Annotated in this window: 25 protein-coding genes; 21 read left to right on the plus strand and 4 right to left on the minus strand. The window is 38.1% G+C overall.

The genetic code is table 11. The annotated features are described in order from the left end of the window. Nucleotides 1–107: 107 nt before the first annotated feature. On the minus strand, nucleotides 108–995 hold the full coding sequence (hslO, locus tag N7603_RS06520) for an Hsp33 family molecular chaperone HslO (protein WP_262096603.1): 888 nt from the start codon (nucleotides 993–995) through the stop codon (nucleotides 108–110). 93 nt (nucleotides 996–1,088) lie between these two features. On the opposite strand from hslO, the gene dusB reads away from it, so the two are divergent. Next, the gene (gene dusB, locus N7603_RS06525) at nucleotides 1,089–2,084 is read left to right on the plus strand and encodes a tRNA dihydrouridine synthase DusB (RefSeq protein WP_262096605.1); all 996 of its coding nucleotides are present in this window, start codon (nucleotides 1,089–1,091) and stop codon (nucleotides 2,082–2,084) included. A 10-nt stretch (nucleotides 2,085–2,094) separates the two neighbouring features. Here the strand turns inward: dusB and hflX are convergent, their stop codons facing one another. Both hflX and N7603_RS06535 read right to left on the minus strand, forming a co-directional pair. Beyond that, the gene (hflX, locus tag N7603_RS06530; RefSeq protein ID WP_262096606.1) at nucleotides 2,095–3,348 is read right to left on the minus strand and encodes a GTPase HflX; all 1,254 of its coding nucleotides are present in this window, start codon (nucleotides 3,346–3,348) and stop codon (nucleotides 2,095–2,097) included. A 48-nt stretch (nucleotides 3,349–3,396) separates the two neighbouring features. After that, a complete protein-coding gene (locus N7603_RS06535; protein ID WP_262096607.1) occupies nucleotides 3,397–5,919 on the minus strand; it encodes a vitamin B12-dependent ribonucleotide reductase in 2,523 nt (840 codons plus the stop codon). Between the two features lie 266 nt (nucleotides 5,920–6,185). Here N7603_RS06535 and cdaA point away from each other — a divergent pair, with 266 nt between their 5' ends. The 20 genes from cdaA to N7603_RS06635 all read left to right on the plus strand — a co-directional run bounded on the left by cdaA (nucleotide 6,186) and on the right by N7603_RS06635 (nucleotide 21,856). Further along, nucleotides 6,186–6,923, plus strand: a complete 738-nt coding sequence (gene cdaA, locus N7603_RS06540) for a diadenylate cyclase CdaA (protein ID WP_262096608.1) — start codon at nucleotides 6,186–6,188, stop codon at nucleotides 6,921–6,923. Between the two features lie 9 nt (nucleotides 6,924–6,932). After that, complete coding sequence (locus tag N7603_RS06545) at nucleotides 6,933–7,109, plus strand: hypothetical protein (RefSeq protein WP_262096609.1); 177 nt, start codon at nucleotides 6,933–6,935, stop codon at nucleotides 7,107–7,109. A gap of 18 nt (nucleotides 7,110–7,127) precedes the next feature. After that, nucleotides 7,128–8,702 (plus strand): PAS domain S-box protein, encoded by a 1,575-nt coding sequence (locus N7603_RS06550; protein ID WP_262096611.1) that lies wholly within the window; start codon nucleotides 7,128–7,130, stop codon nucleotides 8,700–8,702. Next, the gene (locus N7603_RS06555) at nucleotides 8,686–9,207 is read left to right on the plus strand and encodes a 5-formyltetrahydrofolate cyclo-ligase (protein WP_262096613.1); all 522 of its coding nucleotides are present in this window, start codon (nucleotides 8,686–8,688) and stop codon (nucleotides 9,205–9,207) included. The genes N7603_RS06550 and N7603_RS06555 overlap by 17 nt, the downstream gene beginning before the upstream one ends. An 8-nt stretch (nucleotides 9,208–9,215) precedes the next feature. Beyond that, on the plus strand, nucleotides 9,216–10,331 hold the full coding sequence (gene ispF, locus N7603_RS06560; RefSeq protein ID WP_262096614.1) for a 2-C-methyl-D-erythritol 2,4-cyclodiphosphate synthase: 1,116 nt from the start codon (nucleotides 9,216–9,218) through the stop codon (nucleotides 10,329–10,331). 4 nt (nucleotides 10,332–10,335) lie between these two features. Then, nucleotides 10,336–10,599 (plus strand): YutD-like domain-containing protein, encoded by a 264-nt coding sequence (locus N7603_RS06565; RefSeq protein WP_262096615.1) that lies wholly within the window; start codon nucleotides 10,336–10,338, stop codon nucleotides 10,597–10,599. Nucleotides 10,600–10,668: 69 nt separating this feature from the next. After that, nucleotides 10,669–10,896, plus strand: a complete 228-nt coding sequence (locus tag N7603_RS06570; RefSeq protein WP_262096616.1) for a NifU family protein — start codon at nucleotides 10,669–10,671, stop codon at nucleotides 10,894–10,896. Between the two features lie 11 nt (nucleotides 10,897–10,907). Beyond that, complete coding sequence (locus tag N7603_RS06575; RefSeq protein WP_262096618.1) at nucleotides 10,908–11,351, plus strand: divergent PAP2 family protein; 444 nt, start codon at nucleotides 10,908–10,910, stop codon at nucleotides 11,349–11,351. Between the two features lie 2 nt (nucleotides 11,352–11,353). After that, nucleotides 11,354–12,205 carry a DegV family protein gene (locus tag N7603_RS06580; RefSeq protein ID WP_262096619.1) on the plus strand — a complete coding sequence of 284 codons (852 nt, stop codon included), beginning with the start codon at nucleotides 11,354–11,356 and terminating at the stop codon, nucleotides 12,203–12,205. Between the two features lie 73 nt (nucleotides 12,206–12,278). Continuing rightward, the gene (locus N7603_RS06585) at nucleotides 12,279–12,605 is read left to right on the plus strand and encodes a S1 RNA-binding domain-containing protein (RefSeq protein ID WP_262096620.1); all 327 of its coding nucleotides are present in this window, start codon (nucleotides 12,279–12,281) and stop codon (nucleotides 12,603–12,605) included. A 132-nt stretch (nucleotides 12,606–12,737) separates the two neighbouring features. After that, nucleotides 12,738–14,048, plus strand: coding sequence for a glucose-6-phosphate isomerase (locus N7603_RS06590; RefSeq protein WP_262096621.1), 1,311 nt, complete (start codon nucleotides 12,738–12,740; stop codon nucleotides 14,046–14,048). An 86-nt stretch (nucleotides 14,049–14,134) separates the two neighbouring features. Next, nucleotides 14,135–14,581, plus strand: a complete 447-nt coding sequence (gene tsaE / locus N7603_RS06595; RefSeq protein ID WP_262096622.1) for a tRNA (adenosine(37)-N6)-threonylcarbamoyltransferase complex ATPase subunit type 1 TsaE — start codon at nucleotides 14,135–14,137, stop codon at nucleotides 14,579–14,581. Then, nucleotides 14,578–15,165 (plus strand): tRNA (adenosine(37)-N6)-threonylcarbamoyltransferase complex dimerization subunit type 1 TsaB, encoded by a 588-nt coding sequence (tsaB, locus tag N7603_RS06600; RefSeq protein WP_262096623.1) that lies wholly within the window; start codon nucleotides 14,578–14,580, stop codon nucleotides 15,163–15,165. The genes tsaE and tsaB overlap by 4 nt, the downstream gene beginning before the upstream one ends. Then, a complete protein-coding gene (rimI, locus tag N7603_RS06605) occupies nucleotides 15,162–15,614 on the plus strand; it encodes a ribosomal protein S18-alanine N-acetyltransferase (RefSeq protein ID WP_262096624.1) in 453 nt (150 codons plus the stop codon). Before tsaB ends, rimI begins: the two co-directional genes overlap by 4 nt. Further along, nucleotides 15,595–16,587: a tRNA (adenosine(37)-N6)-threonylcarbamoyltransferase complex transferase subunit TsaD gene (tsaD, locus tag N7603_RS06610; RefSeq protein WP_373425388.1), complete on the plus strand. Its 993-nt coding sequence runs from the start codon at nucleotides 15,595–15,597 to the stop codon at nucleotides 16,585–16,587. Before rimI ends, tsaD begins: the two co-directional genes overlap by 20 nt. 40 nt (nucleotides 16,588–16,627) lie before the next feature. Then, nucleotides 16,628–18,040: a hypothetical protein gene (locus N7603_RS06615; RefSeq protein ID WP_262096626.1), complete on the plus strand. Its 1,413-nt coding sequence runs from the start codon at nucleotides 16,628–16,630 to the stop codon at nucleotides 18,038–18,040. Between the two features lie 63 nt (nucleotides 18,041–18,103). Next, complete coding sequence (locus N7603_RS06620) at nucleotides 18,104–19,030, plus strand: aldo/keto reductase (RefSeq protein ID WP_262096627.1); 927 nt, start codon at nucleotides 18,104–18,106, stop codon at nucleotides 19,028–19,030. Between the two features lie 95 nt (nucleotides 19,031–19,125). Beyond that, a complete protein-coding gene (locus tag N7603_RS06625) occupies nucleotides 19,126–19,530 on the plus strand; it encodes an RDD family protein (RefSeq protein WP_262096628.1) in 405 nt (134 codons plus the stop codon). A gap of 2 nt (nucleotides 19,531–19,532) precedes the next feature. Beyond that, complete coding sequence (locus tag N7603_RS06630) at nucleotides 19,533–21,029, plus strand: alpha-amylase family glycosyl hydrolase (protein WP_262096629.1); 1,497 nt, start codon at nucleotides 19,533–19,535, stop codon at nucleotides 21,027–21,029. Then, on the plus strand, nucleotides 21,026–21,856 hold the full coding sequence (locus tag N7603_RS06635; protein ID WP_262096630.1) for a DUF1189 family protein: 831 nt from the start codon (nucleotides 21,026–21,028) through the stop codon (nucleotides 21,854–21,856). The genes N7603_RS06630 and N7603_RS06635 overlap by 4 nt, the downstream gene beginning before the upstream one ends. Before the next feature lie 80 nt (nucleotides 21,857–21,936). Here N7603_RS06635 and pulA read toward each other — a convergent pair whose 3' ends face one another. Further along, nucleotides 21,937–24,753, minus strand: a complete 2,817-nt coding sequence (gene pulA / locus N7603_RS06640; RefSeq protein WP_262096631.1) for a type I pullulanase — start codon at nucleotides 24,751–24,753, stop codon at nucleotides 21,937–21,939. Nucleotides 24,754–24,898 lie beyond the last annotated feature (145 nt).

Genomic DNA, 24,898 nt, shown 5'->3' on the forward strand with positions numbered 1-24,898 from the left:
ACAAATTAGCTTTATCCATATAAGAACTAAGAACCGTAGGGACTACGGGGATAGCCTATTGAGTCACTGGTGGGTACACTGGTTTGGATAGGAAGCCCTCACTTCTATTAAGTGGTGGGTAGTTCACCTAATATGTTTTGTAGATCGGATTCATCAAAGTGATACTTGGATTTACAAAAATGACAAATAATTTCTGCTCCGTGGTCTTCATCGATGAAACTTTGAATGGTTTTATCATCGAGTTTTTCAATGGACTTTGAGAACTTTTCTTTTGAACAATGACAATTATATGAGATATCATGTTTGGATAGAATTTTAGCTGTGTTACTAGATAAATAATCGGTAATATCTTCAGGACTTAACCCATCTTCATAAAGTTCAGTGACAGCTTTAATGGTACTTAAAACCCCTTCGATTTTGGTAATGGTTTCATCGGTTGCGTTCGGTAACAATTGAATGATGAAACCACCAGCTTGTTTAATGGTTTGATCGATATCTACCAAAACCCCCAAACCTACGGCTGAAGGTGTTTGTTCGGAAGACGTAAAGTAGTATGTGAAATCATCTCCGATTTCCCCAGTTTGTAGTTCAACTGAAGAAGTGAAGTTGTTTTTTAAGTTTAAATCTTTAGTCACATGTAAGTAACCTTCACCGACCGCTTTTCCAACGGCGAGCTTACCTTCTTTAGGACCACTATTATACGTTAGATAGACTTCAGGATGTTTGATATCACCACGGACTTCACCTTGAGCGTTTGCCTCAACAAGCATGTACTCGATTGGACCATCACCTTCAATGCGTAGTGTGATTGAATCGTCGTCTTTTAACATTAACCCCATCATCGCGGAAACTGTTAAAAATCGGCCCAGTGCTGCGGATGCGGTTGGCCAAGTACCATGAATGGTTCTTGCGCGCTCAACCAAGGCTTTACTATAAGAAACATAAATACGGGCTTGCCCATCATAGGCTGTTGAAATTAAACAATAATCTTTCATAAGAACACCTCGAAAATCATTTTACCATAAGAGCCAACTTTGTTGAATAAATACACTGTTATGATACAATACTCTAGAAAGGTTGTTATAACAATGGGATTTAAGATCGATAAAATTGAAGTCGATTCGAAAGTTGTACTCGCACCAATGGCTGGGGTATCCAACGCATCGTTTCGTTTAATATCTAGAAATTTAGGGGCTGGAGTCGTTTTCGCTGAAATGGTCTCCGATAAAGGCCTTACACACGATAATGAAAAAACCAAAGACTTGTTGGCATCTGTACCTGGGGAACACCCTTACGCACAACAAATTTTTGGGTCAGACGTAGAAACCATGGTCGAAGCGGCCAAGTATGTGGATCAAAACACAGACTGCGATATCATTGATATCAATATGGGGTGCCCGGTTCCGAAAGTAGCACAACGCGCACAAGCTGGAGCAGCCTTGTTAAAGGACCCAGATAAAGTCTATGATATCATTAAAGCGATTAAAGCGAATGTGTCTAAACCTGTCACTGTAAAAATTCGTGCTGGTTGGGACCACACCTGCATCAACGCGGTTGAAATTGCAAAGAAAGCAGAAGCAGCTGGAGCCAGTGCAATTACCATCCACGGGAGAACCCGTAGCCAAATGTATACAGGTTTTGCTGATCTGGATGTAATCAAAGCCGTTAAAAAAGCTGTGAAGATTCCAGTCATCGGTAATGGAGATATTAAGGATGGCCCATCCGCGAAACGAATGTTAGAGTACACAGGTGTAGATGCTGTCATGGTAGGTCGTGCTGCACTGGGTAATCCGTGGGTATTCTATGAAATTAACCACTACTTAAAAACGGGTGAAGAAGCACCTAAACCATCGATGAGCGAAATCAAAGAAATGATTATCGAACACGGAAGATCATTGATGGCATTAAAGGGTGAACACTTAGCCATGTTACAAATGCGTGGCCAAGGGACATGGTATTTCAAAGGTTTACCAAATGCGAGAGATACCAAAGCGGAGTTATCCAAAGTTCAAAAATGGGATGAATTCATCCGCATCATTGATGCTTATTTTGACAATAATAAAGACGAAAACCACTCAATTTGAGTGGTTTTGTTTATAATATTTGTTCGTGTTTGAAGTAAGTCATAAATTGAGAAAGTTGTTTTTCGTACAATTCCACAAGTACTTGAGTACCTGTATCGTTGTATACTTTTGAAAGAATCATGGTGTCGTTTTCGAGTTGATGCAAGACACCGTGGTCTGTAAAAGGGATATGAAGTGTAACGATAATCTTCTTACCATAAGTTTTTTGATAGATTTTATCAATCAAAACATCCAAGTTTTCATAAGTTTTATTCGATATCGCCACATCGTGATGATAACTTAAGTGATCCGTAAACATCATATCCTTATGTGTTAAGACATAAAGATGAGGAACTTGGTCTGCTTCTAAACCCTTCAATACCTCTGTGGTAGTTTCAATTTGAAGTGGCGCTAAAGAACTAGACCCATCCATCACATACAAAATCAAATCTGCGTGTTTTACTTCGCTCAATGTGGATTCGAATGATCGAACCAAATCGTGTGGTAATCGAGATACGAATCCAACTGTATCCGTTAGGATGAATGCAGGTTTCTTAGGCGGTTTAATACGTCTAGAAAAGGTTGACAATGTCGCGAACAACATGTTCTTTTCAACCACATTCTTATCCGATACTTTGAGGATATAATCGAGTATCGCATTCAATGTAGCAGATTTACCTACGTTGGTGTAACCAACCAAGGAAACTACTGGAATCTCATTGTTTTGTCGACGTTTACGTGCGGTATCTTTTTCGCGTTTAATCTTATCCAGTTCACGCTCTAATTGTGAAATATTTGAAGCGATTTTTCGTCTATCTAACTCTAACTGGGTTTCCCCAGCACCTTTCGCATTAAATGAACCCCCGCCTTGTCTGGATAAACTAGAAGATAATCCAATCAATCTCGGTAACATATAACGTTGTTGTGCAAGGCTGACTTCTAAAACAGCTTCTTTAGTTTGAGCACGTTTTGAGAAGATTTGTAAAATGAGAAAACTGCGGTCCATAATTTGAATCGAAAGCTCTTTTTCAAGGTTTCTGATTTGAGCTGGTGATAATTCATCGTTGAATATTACAATATCAATATCTAAGACTTGAATGGCTTTTTTAAGTTCTTCAACTTTACCAGAACCAATATAGGTTCGACCATTCGGTAAGTCTGCTTTTTGAACAAACTGATCGATGACTTGAATTTCTAATGACTCTGCGAGTCCAGAAAGTTCATTCATCGATGTTTTCATATCATATTCCCCTAAATCGAGACCAACCAATAATGCTCTATCCACAGTATCACCACCAAAAAAAAGAATAGCACTCGGCTATTCTTAATTATACTACAATCCGCATTTAAGTTGTGCACCACAGTTGGTACAAGTGTGACAGCCACCGACATCTTGAACGGTACCTTCACGACAAATTGGACAAAGGTTACCGACTTCAACACCGATTTCGCGGTCTTGACGGTCGCTTCTAAGTGGGGTTGCGAGTTCATCGTTGTAGGTTTGGCTTTGAGCACCTGGCATTTGAACACCAAGGTCAGAAAGTTCAACTTGAACTGGGGTATCGGATTCTTTCTTCAAGCTTAAGACTTGAGCGTCTCTAGAACCGTCTACATAAACTGTGCCGCCTTTTGCACCACCCTTGTATAAACGCATATAAACGCGTTCAACTTCTTCAACGGTATAGCCTTTAGGGGCGTTAACAGTCTTAGAAATCGAGGAATCAACCCAGTATTGAATGATGCACTGTACATCGGCGTGTTCTTCAGGGCTTAATTCCATCGCTGGAACGAAAATGTCTGGTAATGTTTCTTTGGTATATTCTGGATGTAATTCAAGATAGGTTTCGACAATGTTCGCGTTGACTTCGATGTATTTACCTAAACGGCCACTACGGAAGTAGGTGAATGCGAAGTAAGGTTCTAACCCTGTGGATACACCGACCATCGTTCCGGTTGAACCAGTAGGTGCGATGGTGAGTAAGTGGGAGTTACGAATCCCATGTTCAAGAATACCTTTTTGAACGTGAGCTGGTAATTTTTGAATGAATTCCCCTTTAACAAAGGCTTCTCTAGAACCAAACTGGTCTAGAAATGGGAAGGATCCTTTTTCCTTAGCCAGTTCAATCGAGGTTTCATAAGCTTTGGTTGCGATAAACTTGAAGAGTTGGTCGACAAGCTTATTACCTTCTTTAGAGCCATAACGCTTGTTCGCGTAGATGAGTAAGTCATGAAGACCCATGACACCCATACCAATACGGCGTTCGCCTAAAGCTTGTTGTTTATTTTGTTCTAAGAAATAGTAAGTTTGGTCAATGACATTGTCTTGCATACGAATCGCGTTTTTAACGGTTGTTCCGAGTTGATCCCATAAGATTTCGTGGGTCTTTGGATTAACCATGGTTGCGAGGTTAATCGCTGCTAAGTTACAAACGGAGTACGGTGCTAATGGTTGTTCACCACAAGGGTTTGTACAGACGACTTTTTGTCCATAAGAAGTGGCGTTGGTATTGTCATTCGCATTATCAATGAAGAAGATACCAGGTTCAGCAGAGTAAGTCGCACACACGTTAATTAAATTCCATAATTCGCGTGCTTTGAGTGTGTGGTAAACACGGCTAGGGTAACCTAAACGCTCAAATTCACGAACGTCACCGATGTTGCGCCATTCACGGTCATAGAATGCTTTTTGTTCTTTAGTATAATTATCTAAATCTGGGAATTTGAGTTCATACAATGCATCTTTTTCAACAGCATCCATGAAATCTTTAGTGATGGCTACAGAGATGTTAGCACCTGTTAAGAAGTCTGGATTTTGAACATCGTATTCACCACCGTCAGCGACCAAGCGCTTTGCTTCATCGACTACAGATGCAGAGAAGAAGTGAGGGTTGATGTCCGATAACTGAATGATTTGTTGATACATATTATATTTATCTGAAGATAGTGGTTTGAATTTAAGTTTGTCCTTCGCCAATTGTTTGATGGTATCGTCCGTCGTATTTTCGATTAAGAATCTTAAGATACGAGGGTTTTGCATCTTCGAAATGATGAATTCGATGATATCTGGATGCCAGTCCGAAAGCATAATCATCTGGGCACCACGACGTGAACCACCTTGTTCAACTAAGTGGGTCAATTGTGCCAAGTCATTCAGCCAGGATACAGAACCAGAGGACTTACCATTCACACCTTTAGCAAGCGCGTTTTTAGGTCTTAGTGTGGAACCATTTGTACCAACACCCCCACCACGAGCCATGATTTCCATGACTTCCTTACGGTGTAAGGCTAAACCTTCACGAGAATCCTCGATGAAAGGCATGACATAACAGTTAAAATAAGTGACTTTAGATTTTGAACCAGCACCATATAAAATACGTCCAGCTGGAATCAAATGAAGGTTGCTAAGTTCATGAACAAAACCATCAATGATTTCTTGTGATTCGCCCTCACCTAAGTTTGAACCTACACGTTTTGCGATTTGTTCATAATAAAGTTCGAGTGGTTTTTCAATTTCTCGTTTTTCACGACGAACAACACCATCAATGTGGTCATCACCAATTTGGCCAACGAACTCTTCATCGACCTTGATGAATACATGGTGATCTTCAATCTTTGTAACGGTCCCGATACCTCTAGCCGGGAACTTAGGGTCGTGTTTAATGACGGCGACAACTAAGTCACCTACTGCTAAACTGACGAGTGCTAAATCCTTTTGAGTGTAACGATCAAGCATGACCAATCTCGATACACCTGTAAATGACATCTTCATGTCAGGTGTAATTGGGAATAAGTGGGGGTAAAACTGTTGAATATCTTGATTGATTTTTTCAGTTAATGATTTCGAATATACGTTCATAAAAACACCCTTCCTTGTATGTTTGATTATAAAGGTAATCGGTATCAATAGCAAGAGCCAAAAACATTATTTTTTTACCGAATTAGAGGCACATTTCGTAGATATGTCTTTATTTAGCGGTTTTACTTTGATTGCCTTATTTTTTGAAATTTACTGCAATATAGAAGACTTCTAAATCAGGCTTTACTAAGGTAAATTGATACAGTGAGATTCCATGATTCATCCATATAATTGTGTGATATAATTAATGAGAAGGAAGTGGAACTATGACAGATTGGTTATTAATTCTTTTAGATGGCTATATTGTATGGATGATTGTCTTTTTTTTACTTAGTTTTTTCTTAAGTAGTAAACGCGTATTTAGGATGTTGTTATTCATCATCTTTTTATACCTGATTACCTTTGGAGCGGAGAAACTAGGGCTCACGATATCAGCTACTATCTTGGGATATATAAAAGAATGGATTCCGCTTATCTTCGTGGTTATCCTGTCCCCGGACATTCGTAAGAGTTTTGAATCAGCCTTTGTTATCGATTCAAAACGAGATGTCGCGACGATGGGTTCAGCTGAAACCAAGCAACAAATCGTTGAAGCCGTTACGTATCTATCTAGCCAAAACATTGGTGCATTGATTACTGTTGAAAAACACAGTTCATTAGATCAGTATGCTGAACGCGCTATTATTATGAACTCTCAAGTTTCTAAAGAACTCTTAATTAACATATTTACCCCACTTACCCCACTTCATGATGGCGCGGTCATCATCAGAGGCGATACCATTCGTTGTGCAGGTGCATATTATGTGTTATCTGAAACCACAAAGCACGATAAAACAATGGGTTCTAGACACCGTGCTGCCTTAGGTATCTCTGAAGTATCTGACTCCTTAACGATTGTTGTTTCGGAAGAAACCGGAACCATTTCGATTGTCATTGAAGGCATTATGTTAAAAGCCAATGACAAAGAGAAGATTTATGAGTATCTCAATATGTTTATGAAATAGGAGGGGCGTATGAAAAATATAATTGTTCAAATTGGTTCATTCTTTATCGACCCTATCCGTAAGTTTGGTCAACTTAAGTTTTCTGATCGCATTGTAACATTCTCAAATAAAAACCCATGGTTCAAAATGCTCATCGCGTTTATCGTTGTGGGTGTACTACTCGTTATGACTTACCTATTAAAATAGATTAGCCGAGGTGATAATGTGTCATTTTACCCACTGTTCCCCGGTATACTCGCGCTCTTTTCTTGGATATTTGTGATCTTAATCGGTATTATGAATGATAAACCGTATCGATTCTCACAAGTAGGATTGATTTTCATCACACTACTATATATTCCAACCGCGCTATTCTACCAAACATACATTGAAGGGACCTTATTAGAAACCATTTATTATTATGTTTTAATGCTTACAGTCACGCTGTTTATCGTGACTGCTTTTATGGTTTTCAAGAAGGTTTTATTCACTAAAAATCACTACCACCTATTTATTAAGTCAATTAAAGCTACTAAGTGGAATGCATATTATGTTGTAGATCACAAAGGCCGCATTCAAGAAATGTCTGATAGTCTTTGTGAGGAATTCGGTTTTACAGTAGAACAAATCAAAGACAAATCGTTTTTTGATATTGTTAATCGAAGCATTCGTATCACTTCGTTTGATGGGGTTGAAACCAACAACCGAGCGATGGAAACCTATTATGAAGATTACCAAAAGATTGTTAAACCTAAAACCAGTGAAGAACATGAAATGCTCTTCCAAAATTATCAAGGCAAACCTGTATTATTACATACGGTTGAGCAACCTATATTCATCTTAGGAAAGTATCGTGGTCGAATAAATATTGGTGAACGTCGTAGTGATTTTGACTTATTATCGATTGAAAAAGAATTAAAGGCAGCCGAACAAAGTGTAGAATCGATGAGACTAAAATTCATCGCAACCCTTGAATTATCTGAAGAAGGCTTATTTTATATTGATTTGGATGAACGTTATATTTGGGGCAATGATCGTTTCGTTGAAATGACCGGTATCCCTTCAAACACCATCGATTTAGATGATTATCGCAAACTCATTAAAGAAGAGGACCTCCAAACCTATTTAGGTGTGATTAGTGGACTAACCTCTAGAAAACAAACGTACAAAACAACCTATAGATTGCTCAAACAAGGTTATTATATATGGGTCAAGGAAGCAGGGAAACGCATTTTTGAAGATAAGTCCTCCAATATCATTATGGGCTCATTCAATGTAGTTCAAACCAGTGGGTATCAAAAAATTAATGTATCTGAAATCGATGGTTTACTCGGACAACCTGAATTACTATTACATTTAGATCAGTTGGTAGAGTCTAAGAAACACTTCCAACTCGCTTTAATTGAATTATCGAGTGTACCAAAAATCAACGACATGTATGGACGAGAAATTGGGAATATGTTGATGGGGGAATACATCAAGAAATTAAAAGGGTCCTTCATGAGCGAATCCTCTCAAATATTCAGATTATCCGGTCTTGTCTTCGCAATTACATTAATTGATCCACGTAAGATGGATTTACTCAGACAAGGAATTCAAGCGAATCAAACATATATGAATTTACAAATGAACTACGGGTCTATTCAAACCGAACTCGAAGTGATGATTGGGGTATCGAGAAGTCACTCAGATGGGTCTTCAGGCAAAGAGATTTATCAACATGCGAAGGACGCTTTGATGGTTGCGAGAAACCCTCAATACCAAAGTAACGCATGTTACTACCATGAAATTCATGGATAAGAAAACCCTAAGACAAACTGTGCTGTCTGCACGAAAAAAGACCCCGATTGAAGACCAAATAGCCATCACAGAAATGATGATTGAAAAGCTAGAACAAAACGAAATATTCAAAACTTCTAAACACATTGGTTTATACTATCCGATTCACCAAGAAATCAATTTGTTATCCTTAGTAGAACAGTATCCAGACAAACATTTTTACATACCAAATATCGAAAACGGTTCTATCAAATATCGCCTTATAGAGCGATTAGACAGTTTGATTGTAGCGCCATTCAATCTTAAAGAAGTTCCTAAAGAAAATCCTTCTATTGAAGATTGTGAACTCTATTTGATTCCCTGTGTAGCAGTTTCAAAGAACTTAAGAATCGGCTATGGAAAAGGTTTTTTTGACCGCTTTTTAATAGGAAAAAAAGGTTACAAATTAGGCATTACTTATCCCGCTCACAAATTTGATTATGATTTACAAGAACCACACGACATCTTGTTAGATGACGTTTTATAGGAGGACACATGTACGCATGCGTATTGGTGGCTGCTGGGACAGGCACACGAGCTAATTTAGGCTATAACAAACTTAGATATCTTGTGAATCAAAAGCCACTTTTTTGGTATGCCTTCAAGCCTTTTTATGATCGTGGGTATGAAATGGTTGTTGTCATCAATCCAGAAGATGAAAACTTTGTGAGGTCCTATCTACCAGAAGATGTTAAAATTGTATACGGTGGAAAAAGTAGAAGTGAATCTGTAAGAAATGGGTTAACCCATGTAACCAAGAACCACGTATTAATTCATGACGCAGCGCGAGTTCGTATTGATGATGAACTGATTGAACAAGTTGAAAACGGACTTCATATATATAAAGCTTGTGTGTTATCTAAACGTGTAACCAACACAATCTATCACAAGAATAGTGGCTTAGAAATTTTAGATCGCACCTTCTTGTATCAAGCTGAAACTCCACAGGCATTCATCACAGAAGAAATCCGTAAAGCCTATACGAAGAATAACCCTTTAGCTACGGATGATGTAAGTATGTATCAATCGGCATTTAATGATGAGGTCGGTTTGATTTTACATGAAAAAAACAACGATAAAATCACCTATCAGAAAGACATCGAAATGTTTGAAAAAGAGGTAGAAAAACACATGATAAAAATCGGACATAGTTACGATATTCACGCACTAGTTGAAAACCGAAAACTCATTTTGGGGGGCGTCGAAATACCTCATCAACTAGGGCTCTTAGGACACAGTGACGCAGATGTTTTACTACACGCTGTTGCGGAATCAATACTCGGTGCATTAGGCCTTGGAGACCTTGGAACACTCTTTCCTGATACAGATAATAAGTATAAGGATATCGATTCCAAAATCATATTAAGTGAAGTTGTACAACGCATGAAAAATATGGGTTACAAAGTCTCTAATATCGACTGTTCTATATTTGCGGAAAAGCCCAAATTAGCGGCATTTATCAAACAAATAAAAGAATCGGTAAGCACCCTACTAAACACACCACAAGAAGCAGTAAATATTAAAGCTGCAACCAATGAAAAGATGGATGCGATTGGCAATGAAAAAGCCATGGCAGCCAGTGCTACAGTACTATTGATTAAAGGAGAATAGAATCATGTTAATAGAAACCCAATTCGGTAACTTTGAGTTAATTCATAACACCAAAGATGCCTTCGATATCGCGAAATTTAATGCACGTTATGTCGACACATTTGACCGCTTCGACTACATCGTTGGAGATGTCGCTTCAGAGTTACTTAGACTGAAAGGATTTGTGTTAGATCCTAAAGATAAAAACTACTTTAAATATATCCCTGACTACTTGAATGAGTCCTGTAATTATCAATGTGGGTATTACATTCTAAAACGTGTTAAATAGAGAGTTTATCATAACATTTGAAAACACGCATGCTATAGCATATACTATAAAAGCAAGGGGGATTTTATCATGGATGAAACAACCAAATTAGTACACGAATTAATTGATCGTGTTAGACCCTATTTACATCGTGATGGTGGCGATATCGAAATTGTCTCTGTCGAAGATGGTATAGTATATGTTAAAATGTTAGGTGCATGCGATGGCTGCGGCCTCATTGACGTAACATTAAGACAAGGTATCGAAACGATGTTATTGGAAAATGTGCCAGGAGTCATTGCTGTTATCACCGTCTAGGAGGTAATTAGATGAACACCGCACAACAAATTATTAATCACACCATAATCGCTTTACTCGTAGCTCAATTTTTGAAGTTTTTTTCCGTAAGCCTTAAAGAAAAGAAGCCCAACCTACGCGCTTTAATAACCACTGGTGGGATGCCTTCTTCACACAGTGCTACGGTCGCTTCATTGACTGCGAGTATTTATTTTTATGAAGGCATAGGCCTATATTTTGCTATTTCGCTCACACTCGCTTTAATCGTCATACACGACTCCATGGGGATTCGTCTTGAAGCTTCAAAGCATGCGATGATGTTGAATAATATCAATGAAAAATTAGGTTTAGAAACTGACCATATCAATAAAGGAAAAGCACTTAAAGAACCATTAGGGCATTTTCCAATTGAAGTATTTGCAGGGGTCTTATTGGGCCTTATCATTTCAGCATTAGGCTATTATTTCGGGGGATAACAATGAATAAGCTTAAACTCGGGGTTGTTGTGGATTCAACTTTCAATTTGAAAGAATCCTTTATTAAAACACATGACATACGCGTCGTTTATCTAGATATCATGGTTGGTACAGAAACGTACCGTGATGGGGATTTAACAAACGAACAAATTTACGCATTTGTCGATCAAAATAAGAAAGTTAGTACGTCACAACCAGCACCCAATCGTTTTATGATTGCCTATCAGTCTTTATTAGATGAAGGCTATGAGCACGTGGTTTGCTTAACAGTAAGCCAATCTTTGAGTGGCACATTTAATAGTGCTCTACTCGCGAAAGACATGCTTGAACATAAGGAATTAGTCACAGTACTCGATACGAAATCTGCGATTTGTGGCGCAGAGTACTTAGTTGAGCGTTTAGTTGAAAAGATTGAAACCGAGCATTCAATTGAAAAAGTGATCGAAGGTATTCATAATGACATCAGTCACGGCTCTTTAATCTTCACCGTTGATGATTTAAATATTTTAGTAAAGAGCGGTCGTTTATCCAAAATTCAAGGGATGATTGGGAATCTTTTAAAGATTAAACCCATCTTAAGGTTTGACCAAGGAAAACTATCAGTAGAACATAAAGTGAGAAGTACGGATGGGATTTTGACCTATCTTACCAACGAAGTGAGTAAACTCCGTGATAAAGCCAAAACGGTTGTAAGAATTACGTATACGACCACATCGGATGTTGCGAATCAGTTTTGTGAAATCATTAAAACTAAATTTGATGATGTATCAGTAAAAGTCAGTGGTACCATCTCAGCGGTCATCGCTGTACATGTTGGTAAAGCAGGCTTAGGTATCTATCTGACAAACGAGTAAGAGGGAAACCTCTTTTCTTTTTGGTTTTATCTGTTCTTTTATCATGATATAATAAAGCAAACGGGGTGGTTTTATGTATCAAAAAGGCGACATCATTGATGTTGTAGTGACCGGCATCGCACCCTATGGTGTGTTTGTAAAAATCAACGAGTATACAGGCTTAATTCACATCTCTGAAATCTCTGATAAATTTGTAAGAGACATTTCTCAGTTCGCGATGACGGGTGACCAAGTCAAAGTCATCGTCATTGAAGTCGATAAAGACAACAAACAGTTGAAGTTAAGCTATAAGAAATGTGATCGATCGAAAAAAATCAAGATTTGTGATATGAAGATAGGATTCAAAACACTAGAAGAAAATTTACCGAAATGGATTGAACAAAAACTTGAAAATCACTAAATGAGAGTGGATGCGTACATCTACTTTTATTTTTTAAGTGAATTATTCGGATTGTAACCGTTTTAAGCATGATATTTATATCATATAGAAATAAAGATGATATAATGATATCGATAAAAAGGATGTGTACATATGATTAAAATAAATGAAAAACATGCAGTATCATTTTTAAACGATGGCGCGAACTTAAGTGCTAGAGTTAAACAAATTCATAAACAAATTCATGAAAAAACAGGCCGTGGAAATGACTTTCTAGGTTGGTTAGATTTACCAGTCAATTACGATAAAAAAGAATACGCAAGTATTTTAGAATCCGCTAAGAAAATCAGAGAACAATCTGAGGTCTTAGTCGTTATCGGTATTGGTGGGTCTTATTTAGGTGCGAAAGCAGCACTTGAAATGTTAAGACCAGCATTCCCTAAAAAAGGTGATCTTGAAGTCATCTTTGTGGGTCACCAAATCTCCGCAGCTTATGCAAAATCCTTATTAAGTTACTTAGAAAACAAATCTTTCTCCATCAACGTGATTTCAAAATCCGGATTAACCACAGAACCCGCTATCGCATTCCGTGTGTTCAAACGCTATTTAGAAGCACGTTATGGTGAAGCAGAAGCGAAGAATCGTATTTATGTAACAACCGATAAAGCAAGAGGCGCATTAAAACAACTCGCCGATGAAAAAGGCTATCCAACTTATGTGATTGCGGATGACATCGGTGGACGTTACTCTGTGTTAACTGCAGTAGGTCTACTCCCAATCGCAGCAGCAGGTATTGATACCGACGCGATTTTAAAAGGCGCTCAAAAAGCGTATCATGAATTTTTAAATGAAGATAATGCTGCTTACGATTATGCCACACTAAGATACCGTTTATACAAATCGGGTAAGAAGATTGAAATGCTTGTAAACTACGAACCTAGCCTTGTGTTCTTCTCTGAATGGTGGAAACAACTATTCGGTGAATCAGAAGGTAAAGAAAATAAAGGTCTATTTGTCGCATCCGCAGCGTTCTCAACCGATCTTCACTCATTAGGACAATACATTCAAGAAGGCGAACGCGACCTATTTGAAACCGTCATCAAAGTGAACAAGACTCAAGAAGACTTGGTCATCGAATCCGAACCTGTAGATTTAGACGGACTCAACTACCTTGCAGGTAAGTCAATGCAATTCGTGAATGAAAAAGCCTTCCAAGGCACATTATTAGCCCATGTCGATGGCGGTGTACCAAACATCGTCTTAGAAATTGAAACCATCAATCCTGAAACATTTGGTTATATGGTCTATTTCTTTGAAAAAGCATGCGCCATGTCCGCATACCTATTAGATGTAAACCCATTTGACCAACCAGGTGTAGAATCTTATAAGAAGAATATGTTCGCTTTACTTGGCAAAAAAGGGTATGAATCCTTAAAACAAGAACTCGAAAAGAAACTTAAATAAAAGGTCGGGCAACCGCCTTTTTGTTTCTAATGGTGCACAATTGTTTTCTTTAGAAAGAAAAATGTTAAAATAGTAACGGTGATATCATGAAGGAAAAATTCACAAATTCAGCCAAAGAAACCACATTTTTGGGGTATCAAGTTGGCTTATTATTAGAACCGGGCTCTGTATTACTCCTAGAAGGAGACCTCGCAGCTGGTAAAACTACATTCACAAAAGGGATTGGACAAGCCCTCGGGATCAAGCGAAACATCAACAGTCCAACCTATACCATTATGAAACGTTATATGATGGATGAAAATAAGTTGTATCATGTCGATTTATACCGGTTAGATGAAGTCGGTTCTGACTTTGACTTAGAAGATTACATCAACTCAGATGGCATCTCAGTGATTGAATGGCCCCATAAAGTCAGTCATATTCTACCCAAAGAATATCTTTTAGTCGAATTCACTGACCTCGGCAACGACCAACGTAAAATTACGTTTACAGCCAAAGGTGAGAAATACGAAAGGGTGGAACACTACCTATGAACCAAATCCTATTTGACTCATCGACTGGCGTCCTCGTGATGGCTTTAGCCAAAGACGGCCGAATGATTGATTATTCGATTCGTATCGGTAAAAAAGACCACGCTAAATATGTCGTTGACCGTATGGATCAAATGCTCAAACGTAAACATTTAACCATTGACCAAATCGATGAAATCGTTGTTGGTTATGGCCCGGGTTCTTATACGGGACTTAGAATCGCTGTTATGGTTGCGAAAATGCTCGCTTACACCAAACACATTAAATTAAGAGCTGTATCCTCGTTATATTTTCTATCATCAGGGATTGAAGCTGACCGCATCGCTCCGATGATTGATGCTAGAAATGGTAATGTGTTCGCGGCCATTTTTGAAGGTAACAAAATCGTTCTACCAGAAGGCCTTTATACTGTAGATTACGTCAGAGAAGTCGCGAAAGTCAACCTTGCTAAACCCTATTTTATTGATGAAAGACATTATGAAATCGACACTAAGAAAATTCTTGATATGAGTTTTGTTGTTACCGATGTTCACCATTTTGTTCCTAATTATTTGAGAATAACAGAAGCGGAGCGCAATCTTGAATGATTCGAAAAATGACGCCTGAAGATATCGAAACCGTAGTTCAATTGGAAGAAGAAGTCTTTGGACACTCTTTAGGTTACGATATGATTTATAATGAAATTACAAACCATGGCTTCGCCCACTATTTTGTTGATGAAGAACATGACGAAATCATTGGTTATGTAGGATTATGGATTAACGATAACATTGGACAAATCGTCAACTTTTTAGTTAAACCAACCCATCAAAACAAAGGTTTAGGTAAAAAGTGGATTACATTTATCATGGATTACTTTAAACAAAATAACGTAGATATCGTTTCCTTAGAAGTCAGAGAAACGAATGAAAGAGCGATTCATTTATACGAATCGTATGGCTTTAAAAAGAGCTATAAACGTCTAAAGTATTACGATAACAAAGAAGACGCTCATGTGCTCATTTGGAGGAATAATGATGCTGATATTAGCCGTTGAATCGAGCTGTGATGAATCCTCAGTTAGCATTGTAAGAGATGGAAAAACCGTTTTAAGCAATGTCGTTTTATCACAAATTGATATCCATAAGGTCTATGGGGGTGTGGTTCCAGAAATCGCTTCGAGACACCACATCGAAAATATGACCATCGTATTTGAAGAAGCCTTAAAACAAGCGAATGTGACTGAAAAAGATATTGATTTAGTCGCGGTAACCGAAGGACCTGGTCTGATTGGTTCCTTACTGGTTGGAATAAACGCAGCGAGTACGTTCGCGTTTGCCCACAACATTCCGCTCTTGGGTGTGAACCACATGATTGGGCACATCTATTCAGCGAACATTGAAAACGAAATGAAGTTTCCTCTAGTTGCGTTAGTCGTATCGGGTGGACACACTGAACTCGTTTATATGAAAGACCACATGTCATTTGAACTCTTAGGAGAAACTCAAGATGACGCTGTGGGGGAAGCTTATGACAAAGTTGGTAGAATGCTTGGGTTACCTTATCCAGGTGGACCACTCATTGACAAATTAGCCACTCAAGGTAAACCAACTTATACCTTACCTAGACCGATGATCGATGAAGACTCTTATGACTTCTCTTTCTCGGGATTAAAGAGCGCAGTTAACAACATGATTTACCACATGAAACGTAAAGAAGAAGAAATCCGTGTTGAAGACATGTGTGCTTCATTTCAACAAAGTGTGGTGGATGTGCTCGTTTCCAAACTCATCAAAGCCGCGAACGATTACCAAGTTAAGCAAGTCTTAATCGCGGGTGGTGTCGCAGCTAACAAAGGGTTAAGAACTCGACTATTTGAAACAATTAAAGATAAGGAAATTATCATTCCTTCCATGCAGTATTGCACAGACAATGCTGCGATGATTGGCGCAGCAGCTTATTATACTTATAAACAAAAAGGTGCACTAAGTGATTACATTTTAGGTGGTCAATCCTCATTAGATTATTAAAACTAGACACAAACAAATACACATAAAAGGGGTGAGTGTTGTGAAGTTTTTATTCAAATTGTTGTTGAAGATTATTATTGTTTTACTCGTATTGGGTTTATTATTTGTGGTCTTACCTCTAGCATTATTGTATAAGAAGACCACAGCACCCGTTGATCAGTATGTGGAGGCTTCTGAAACCTCATTTTACACAGAACTTGATGGAGAACTCTCCGCTTTAATCACCGATTCTAACGAAGATTCGGTCGTATTCACAATTACAGAAGCGTATATCAATCGTGTCATTCAAAAAGCCTTATCCAAAGAAAATTCCAAGTATTTGGTCTCAACTTATGAAGGTGAAATTGAACATGATTACATGATGGTTTTTGGTGGATTAGCAGGGTTAAAAGGCGTATGGACGACATTATCCGACGATCAGTTAAAAGTGACTGCTGGTGCTGATTTTGTCCTCGGTGGTACGGTACTTTATCAAACCGGATTTGAAATTGTGTTTAACATTGTACTAGCCGAAAACAATGAGTACTTTTTAAAAGTAGCGAAAATTCAAATGGGGTCCTTGAAGTTACCACTTAAACAAGCGTATCAGTTAACAAACTTCATCGTTAAGACTTTAACAAGCCAGAGTTTAAACGATATGGTCGATGAACACCTTGATTTTGGCGATTTCAACTTAGAAGATTATAGCTTCACTGTAGGTGAAACAGAACTTACTGATTATCTGTATGATATTGACCCAACTTTTGCTGCATTACTTAAGATCATTTACAAAGAAGAATTGCTTGTTTTAGATGTCTCAGATCAAGGTTTTGATATATCTCTGAATCTGGGTGCGTTCCGCCGATTACCAACAGATTTAAACGCACCATCATTTACCAAATGGGAAAGTGAAGCGGATAAAGCAGCCTTCATGGCAGGATTAGCTACTCAAGCAACGACCAGCGTTATCCTAAATCCAACCGATCCACGGATGGATTTAACTGAAGCAGATGTGAATGCGATTCTAGATTACACACTAGGTGATAAAGTCCAATTTGATTTCCCAATTAAGTTTAAACTCAATGGAAATGATGTTGAGTATAAATTTAGTTCGACGAACCTATTCGTTCGTATGCAAGCTGATGTATTATCCATCCACTTAAAGATGACTCTAACCAAGACGGGTATGGCTGGTGCTTTTGATATGCAATTTAATTTAACCGGTAATATCAGCATGAATTCAAACGGAGACATGGTACTTACGATTATAAACGCGAATATTGGTAGTGTCGTATTAGATCAAGAAACTTTAACAGGCTTAATTAGTGTATTTGACGCTAACCTCATGGTTGGTAATACACTTGTTATACCAAAAGAAAAAATAAACGAGATGTTCCAAGGTTCTGGATTAGTAATCAACAACAGCGTGGTTGTTAATGGTAAACTCAGACTCCATTTTGGATTAGATAATTAATACTATAAGAGACTCATTTGTAAAAAATGGGTCTTTTTGTTATCAAAAAAGTGGGTGATTTCAATGAATGAAGCAGTTTACGCAAAAACAGATAAAATAGTGAATCGACTTGGTTTTGGTTCTTGGCAACTCAATAATCCTTTATGGGGTGATATGTCTGAAACAGAAGCTATAAAACTGGTTCGCTACGCTATAGAACAAGGCATTAATCTGTTTGATACAGCGCCCGCCTATGGGAGTGGTCAAAGCGAAGTTATTTTAGGTCAAGCGATTCAAGGACAACGCGAACACGTCGTCATCAACACTAAAGTGGGTCATTTAGCGGATGGTACCAGTGATTTTTCGGTATCATCCTTAGAAAATCAAATTCAAGTTTCCCTAAAACGACTCAATACAGATTACATCGATAGTGTTATTTTACACAATCCAGATCGGACTATTTTAGCAGGTAAGACAATGCATTTTGATAAGTTAAAACAACTGAAGTCACAAGGATTCATCCGTGCATATGGCGTTTCAATCGATACTTATGAAGACCTAATGTTAGTCCTCCAAAACGTAGATTTAGACGTGATTGAAATACTATTCAATGTGTTTTTTCAAGGCCCAGCTCAAGGATTTCAACTGGCCTCTTTAAAAAATGTTAGTTTGATTGTGAAAGTGCCATTGGATTCAGGATGGCTAACAGGCAAATATAACCATCATTCCCAATTCACGGGCATTAGAGCACGATGGAGTCCAGCTGTCATTAAGCGACGCGCTGATTTGGTCGATGAAGTTAAAACTATCTCAAAAACAGAAGCGTTGGTACCCATCGCACTCGGATTCATTTTATCTTATCCTGAAATTACAGCAGTGATTCCTGGTATAAAGGATGAATCACAGTTACAATCCATTCTAGAATGTGAACACACGATTTCAGATGAAATCAAAAATCAACTGATTAAGTTATATGATGACAAACTTAAAACTAACCCACTGCCTTGGTAGTGGTTTTTTTTGGAGAAATTATGTAACGGGTGCCAAACTTGTGAGAGAAAGCGATATCATGTATAATGATGAGGTGAAATGAGACGTGATGAAACATGACTGAACTTTTAGAACAACGGATTAAAGCGTTTGCTATAGACACATCATTAGCAACGATTGGGGTATTGATTGCTTTAGGCATTGCCAATCAAAACTTGATTGTGGGTAGGGTTTTGTTATATGCCACATTCTTTTTGGTTTACATCCTACCAGTGTTATTGACTCAGGGGCAAACCTATGGAAAGAACAATCAACACATTCGAATTGTGCATCAATCTGGTCAAGCAGCTGCTAAATGGGTATTGGTTATCCGATCACTATTCATTTTAGTCTTATCATTCTCGACCTTTACACTGTATTTAGTGGTTATCACGTTGATTAAAACTAAAGATGAACAACGTGTTTTACATGATTATCTATTTAAAACGCGCGTTGTTAACTTAAAAACCAGAGGAGCTTAATGATGAAAAAAATATTACTAATGATATTAATCCTATCTATCACAGTCGGATTGGTTGGTTGTCAATCGACCAAACAACCTAAAGAAACCCTGTTAGAACAACTAGAACTTGCCAATCCCAGAACAGGTTCATACTATCAAATCTTTGTCAGAAGTTTCGCAGACAGTAATAATGATGGCATTGGGGATTTCAATGGTATTACAGCAAAACTGCCGTACTTAGCTGATTTAGGTATTGATGGCATATGGTTGATGCCAATCCACCCAAGTCCGAGTTATCATGGGTATGATGTCACAGATTTTTACGATACGCATGACGATTATGGCACATTAGAAGACTTTGATTTAATGATTAAAACAGCCGAAGACAATGGGATTAAAATCATCATTGATTTGGTTTTGAATCACACATCCGATCAACACCTTTGGAAAACGCAACATCCAACATGGTATACCAATTTCTCTTATTTTGGCGCTTGGATGCCAGAATTAGATTTTTCTAAAACAGAAGTCAAAGATGCGATGCTTGATGTGATGACCTTCTGGTTAAATCGAGGCGTTCATGGGTTCAGAGTGGATGCAGCTATCCATATATTCAATAGCAATACCTATGTGAATGGCTTACCTGCAACCAACGATATCAAACGCAGTATTGACTACTTTACCATGTTAAGGGCACAACTTCGTAAGATTAATCCGGATGTCTATTTAGTAGGAGAAGTATGGGCTTCAAAGGATTACACAGCGTCTTTTTATCAAGGTTTTGATAGTCTATTCAACTTTGATTATTCAACTCAAATTATGAATACCGTACAAAATACTAGAACCAGTAATTACGATACAACACTCAATGGGTATTATCGAGCTTTCCAAACTGTTATGGATAACTATAACAAACGCTTTGTTAATAGTGATGAAGTTTATATTGATGCCCCATTCATTCGCAATCATGACCAAGATCGTCCAGCTAGTGTATTAAACACCGATAAACTTAAATTAGCAGCTGAAGCATTATTGACATTACCTGGCAACCCATTCCTCTATTATGGAGAAGAATTAGGGATGAAGGGCGTTTCCTCGTTTGGTGAAAACGGTATTTGGGATGAAACACGAGGCTTACCATTCAAATGGGGAGATACCTATACCACGAATTGGTGTACAGCTTGTGTGGACTATAACAGTTCAGTCTCTGATTTAAATGCTCAAAAGAATGACACAACTTCACTGTTTAACACCTATAAAACATTGTTGAATTTGAAGAATACCTATCCTGCATTAAAATATGGTGATTTTAAACTAGTTGATACGACAGAAACGTATTTATCAGCGTTCTCAAGAACGTTAACATTCGAGGATTTTTCACAAACCGTACTCGTTTATCATAATTTCTCAAACGCTGAAATTGCGGTGGACATTACCGGCTATGATGTTATTTATAGTACAACAGCATTCTCATCAACAATCGCGCCGATGCAAACATTGATTTTGGTGAAACAATGAAACACATCTTATTCAACACAGTCTATAATATCCGCGATATATTCAGTTTAAAAAGTGAGAAATTTGGTAAAGCAATTTTAATATATCTGTTATCAATGGTATTGATTACTGTCCCAATCTCAATCAGTTTAATGAACTCCAAGACGATCAATTACGTCTTATTCGGCGCAGATTTAGCTTTAAATGAACAGCCCGGATTATTGAATGACTTACCAGCATTCGTCATTACATCAGGGGGATTGACCACCCCAATAGATTTTGTATCAGTCACCAATTTAAACGACAGTTTTATCATTGTTGTCAATCCATCTGAGGATGCTGTTGACTTAGCTATGTTGAATGGTTTGAATGGGGTCATTTTTAATCCACAAAATTATACGTTATCCCTTGCCGGGAATCCATTTACCTTTAACTATAATACGTTTCAAAACTTACACAGTTCAGATTTAAAAAACATGGCTTCAAATGAAGCAATGACACGATTATATGATCAACTGTATGTGAGCGCAAAGCGCGTGTTCTTATTACCAGTCATTGTGTTGATACTTGTCATCTTCACAGCAATCAATTTGATTTATGTCAGCATTATTAGTTTAATTGCAGGATTCTTAAAATACAAAGATCAAAATGTACCCGGTTTTAATGAAATCATGAAGATTGCGTTCTTTTCATCATTATTGCCAAGTATGGTTGGGGCTTTGATTGGACTATTAGCGCCACCAATGTCAATTGTGTTTTATAACTTTGGACTACCTTTAGTTATGTTCATTAGCTACCTCAAGTATCGAAACATTGAATTATCCAATGTGGACAAAAAAATAGCATAGTTCGATTAAACGACGATTAACTTCGTCGTTTTTTTTGACGAAAAAAACGCACTTGATTGGGATTTCAAGTGCGCTTTTTGTTAAGCAATTTTCTTTTTCTTAAATACGAACATTAAGCCAATTGCAGCCCCGATACTGAGGACAGATCCACCTGTAATCAGGGAGATAGCAAATGGCGATAAGCCGCTTTGTTGTTTTGGAATTGTGATGGTGTTATCGGTGTTTTGACCATAATATAAAATGATGGTTTCATGTGGTTTCACATTGACGTTTTCACCGTTTGCAATCTGTGCTTTATTGAATGTCTCAGCGCCTAAGTTTGAGAAAGCAATTTGCCATACTGGTTCGCCATCTTTGTTGAACGCATCAGTACCTGCAGGTAGCGCCATACTGTGCATCGATTTTGTACCATTAGAATGTATCACAATCATATCAGGGTATAGACTTTGATCGTTGACAATACGATATGCGATCACGCCATCATGACCAGTGTTTAAGATTTCAACTTTTTCATTTATTTCCTCATACGTATTGAGTTTGAATGAACGTTGCGCTTTACGTAATTCAATCAGTTGAACATATTGATCAAAGACTGTTTTATGTGTAATCTTCCAATTATAATCCATTTGATTGACTAGGTCAGAAGCATTGTAGCTATTATGATTAAGGCCATTATCTTCAGCTGGATCAACTTTAGTTCGCATCATCTCAGCACCAGCATGAATGAATGGTACCCCTTGAGAGGTTAATACAATTGCATTCGCTTGTGTTTGCATCAGTTTGCGGATAGCCAGTGTTTTAGTCGATGTTAACTTGATTTGGTCAGCCAGTGTTGAATTATCATGAGCACTGACGTAGTTAATGGTCTGATTTGGTGACACAAATGTATAGTTAGTATCTTGAGTGCCTAAAATGCCCTTAATAACATCTGCACGGCTGCTGTTTCGACCTTGAACCCAACCTTGTCCTTCGCCATTGTTATTGCCACGAATCGCATTTCTAACAATGTCATTGAATGCGGCTACATTTGGCATTTCATCCATGGTTTCTTTTGTAGCTTGTTGTGAAGCCGGCAATGGTGTAGTACCACCAGTCCAAGGTTCACCATAGACAACGATGGTTGGATCAATATCGTGTAATGCTTCAGTGAGTTGATTCATAGTTTCTACATCGTGTAAGGCCATTAAGTCAAATCTAAAGCCTTTGACATTGTATTCTTTCGCCCAATACACTACTGAATCCACCATGAACTTACGCATCATAAAGTGTTCAGAAGCGGTTTCGTTTCCAGTACCAGAACCGTTTGAAAGCGCCCCTGTATCCGATAATCTAAAGAAGTAATTAGGCACGATTTTATTGAAGTTATAATTAGCATCACCTGTATGGTTGTAAACGACATCCATAACAGTACGAATGCCATTTTCAGCCAAGGATTTAACCATGACTTTAAATTCATTCACACGAACTGAACCGTCATATGGATTGGTAGAATAAGAGCCTTCTGGAACGTTGAATAAGGTTGGCATGTAACCCCAGTTGAATCCACCATCTTTGATTTTAAAATAGTTAGGATCGTCGAGTCTGGTTTCATCCACATACCCAAATTCAAAAGCAGGGAGTAGATGTAAGTGTGTAATACCGAGTTCAACCATATGATCTAGCCCTGTTTTAACAGTGTTATCGCCTTTGGTAAAGGATGTGCCTGTTTCTGCAATACCTAAGAACTTACCTACATAATTTGAAGGACCATTCCAGCTAGCGTGGCTGGTTAAGTCTCTAACGTGTAATTCATACAAAATCGCATCGACAAAGCGACCACTGAAATATGGAATCTCGATTTTGTTCCATCCTGTTGGATTTGTTTTATCTAAATCAATGATGGCACCACGAAGCGCATTGACACCACTGCTCACAGCATAAGGATCCACTACTTCGAATGTGCTGTTACCATTTTGAATCGTGTAAGTATAGTATTTACCTGCTAAGTCTTGTGAAATTGAAACGGACCAAACGCCATAATCGCCGCGGGTCATTTCAAATTCAGTTGCAGAATCATCACCATCCGCACGAACGGATGTTGGATGACCAGCATCATATACATTGAGCTTCACAGAATCACTGATAGGCGCCCAAAGTTTAAAGGTAGATTTTTTCTTTGTATAAGTTAAACCTAAGTCATTGCCGGTATAGCCGTAAGCACTATTGAAGAAATCAGAAGCATAGATGCCATCAAACGTGACTTGGCGTGTTGAAGCGGTGGTACCATTATCCCCAAACACAATACGTAAAGTGTAAGGCAGAGTCAAATCGACTGTTTGAGTGTCTACTGTATAACCAGTTGGAGATCCTTTTAAGTTCGTAACAGGGACTTGAACATCACCCTTTATAAGTTGGATATTTGCTAAAGTGACCGTTGTAGTTGTCGTAAATTGGATGGTATCTTGGTCATCAAAACTGGCAGTCAAAATGGTATGAAAAGTATCCGGTTTGACTGTGTAAATCGTTGTATTTGATTGCAAAATGTAGAAATGATAGTCACCATTGATGACATGCCCATCGCCCGCTCTAAAGTAGCGGTCACCACCTGGTTCTCTTGGACCATCCCAATTGTTTCTTGCTCGAATGATGATTCCAAATTCGGTATCTGCATTAATTTGATAGGTCGAATAAGGTAAATCAAAGGTTGCCCAGGATTGTCCTGAAATGGTTTCCGTGGTTGGAATAATGGCTGAACCGTTGGCATTTCGTTTCCATACCCAAGCGTCCCAAGCATCATAAGCCCCATCGTATCTAAAGTAATGTACATAAACATTCGGTTCTACAGTATCTGCAAAAAGGGATACGGCAAAGACGTTTAAGAATAATAGTGAAATCAATAAAAAAATTTTTTTAAACATACCCAATCCTCCTCAGGTCACATCTTACCATATGCGCACATGCGATGTAAACGCTAACAATTATGAAAGGCGTTACACAAAGAATCCCATGACAAAAGCGTTTACATAGTGTAAAATAGGGTTGAAAGACAAAATAGGAGGAAAG

Origin of the sequence: Paracholeplasma vituli, assembly GCF_025446935.1 — a bacterium.
GTDB lineage: Bacteria > Bacillota_I > Bacilli_A > Acholeplasmatales > UBA5453 > Paracholeplasma > Paracholeplasma vituli.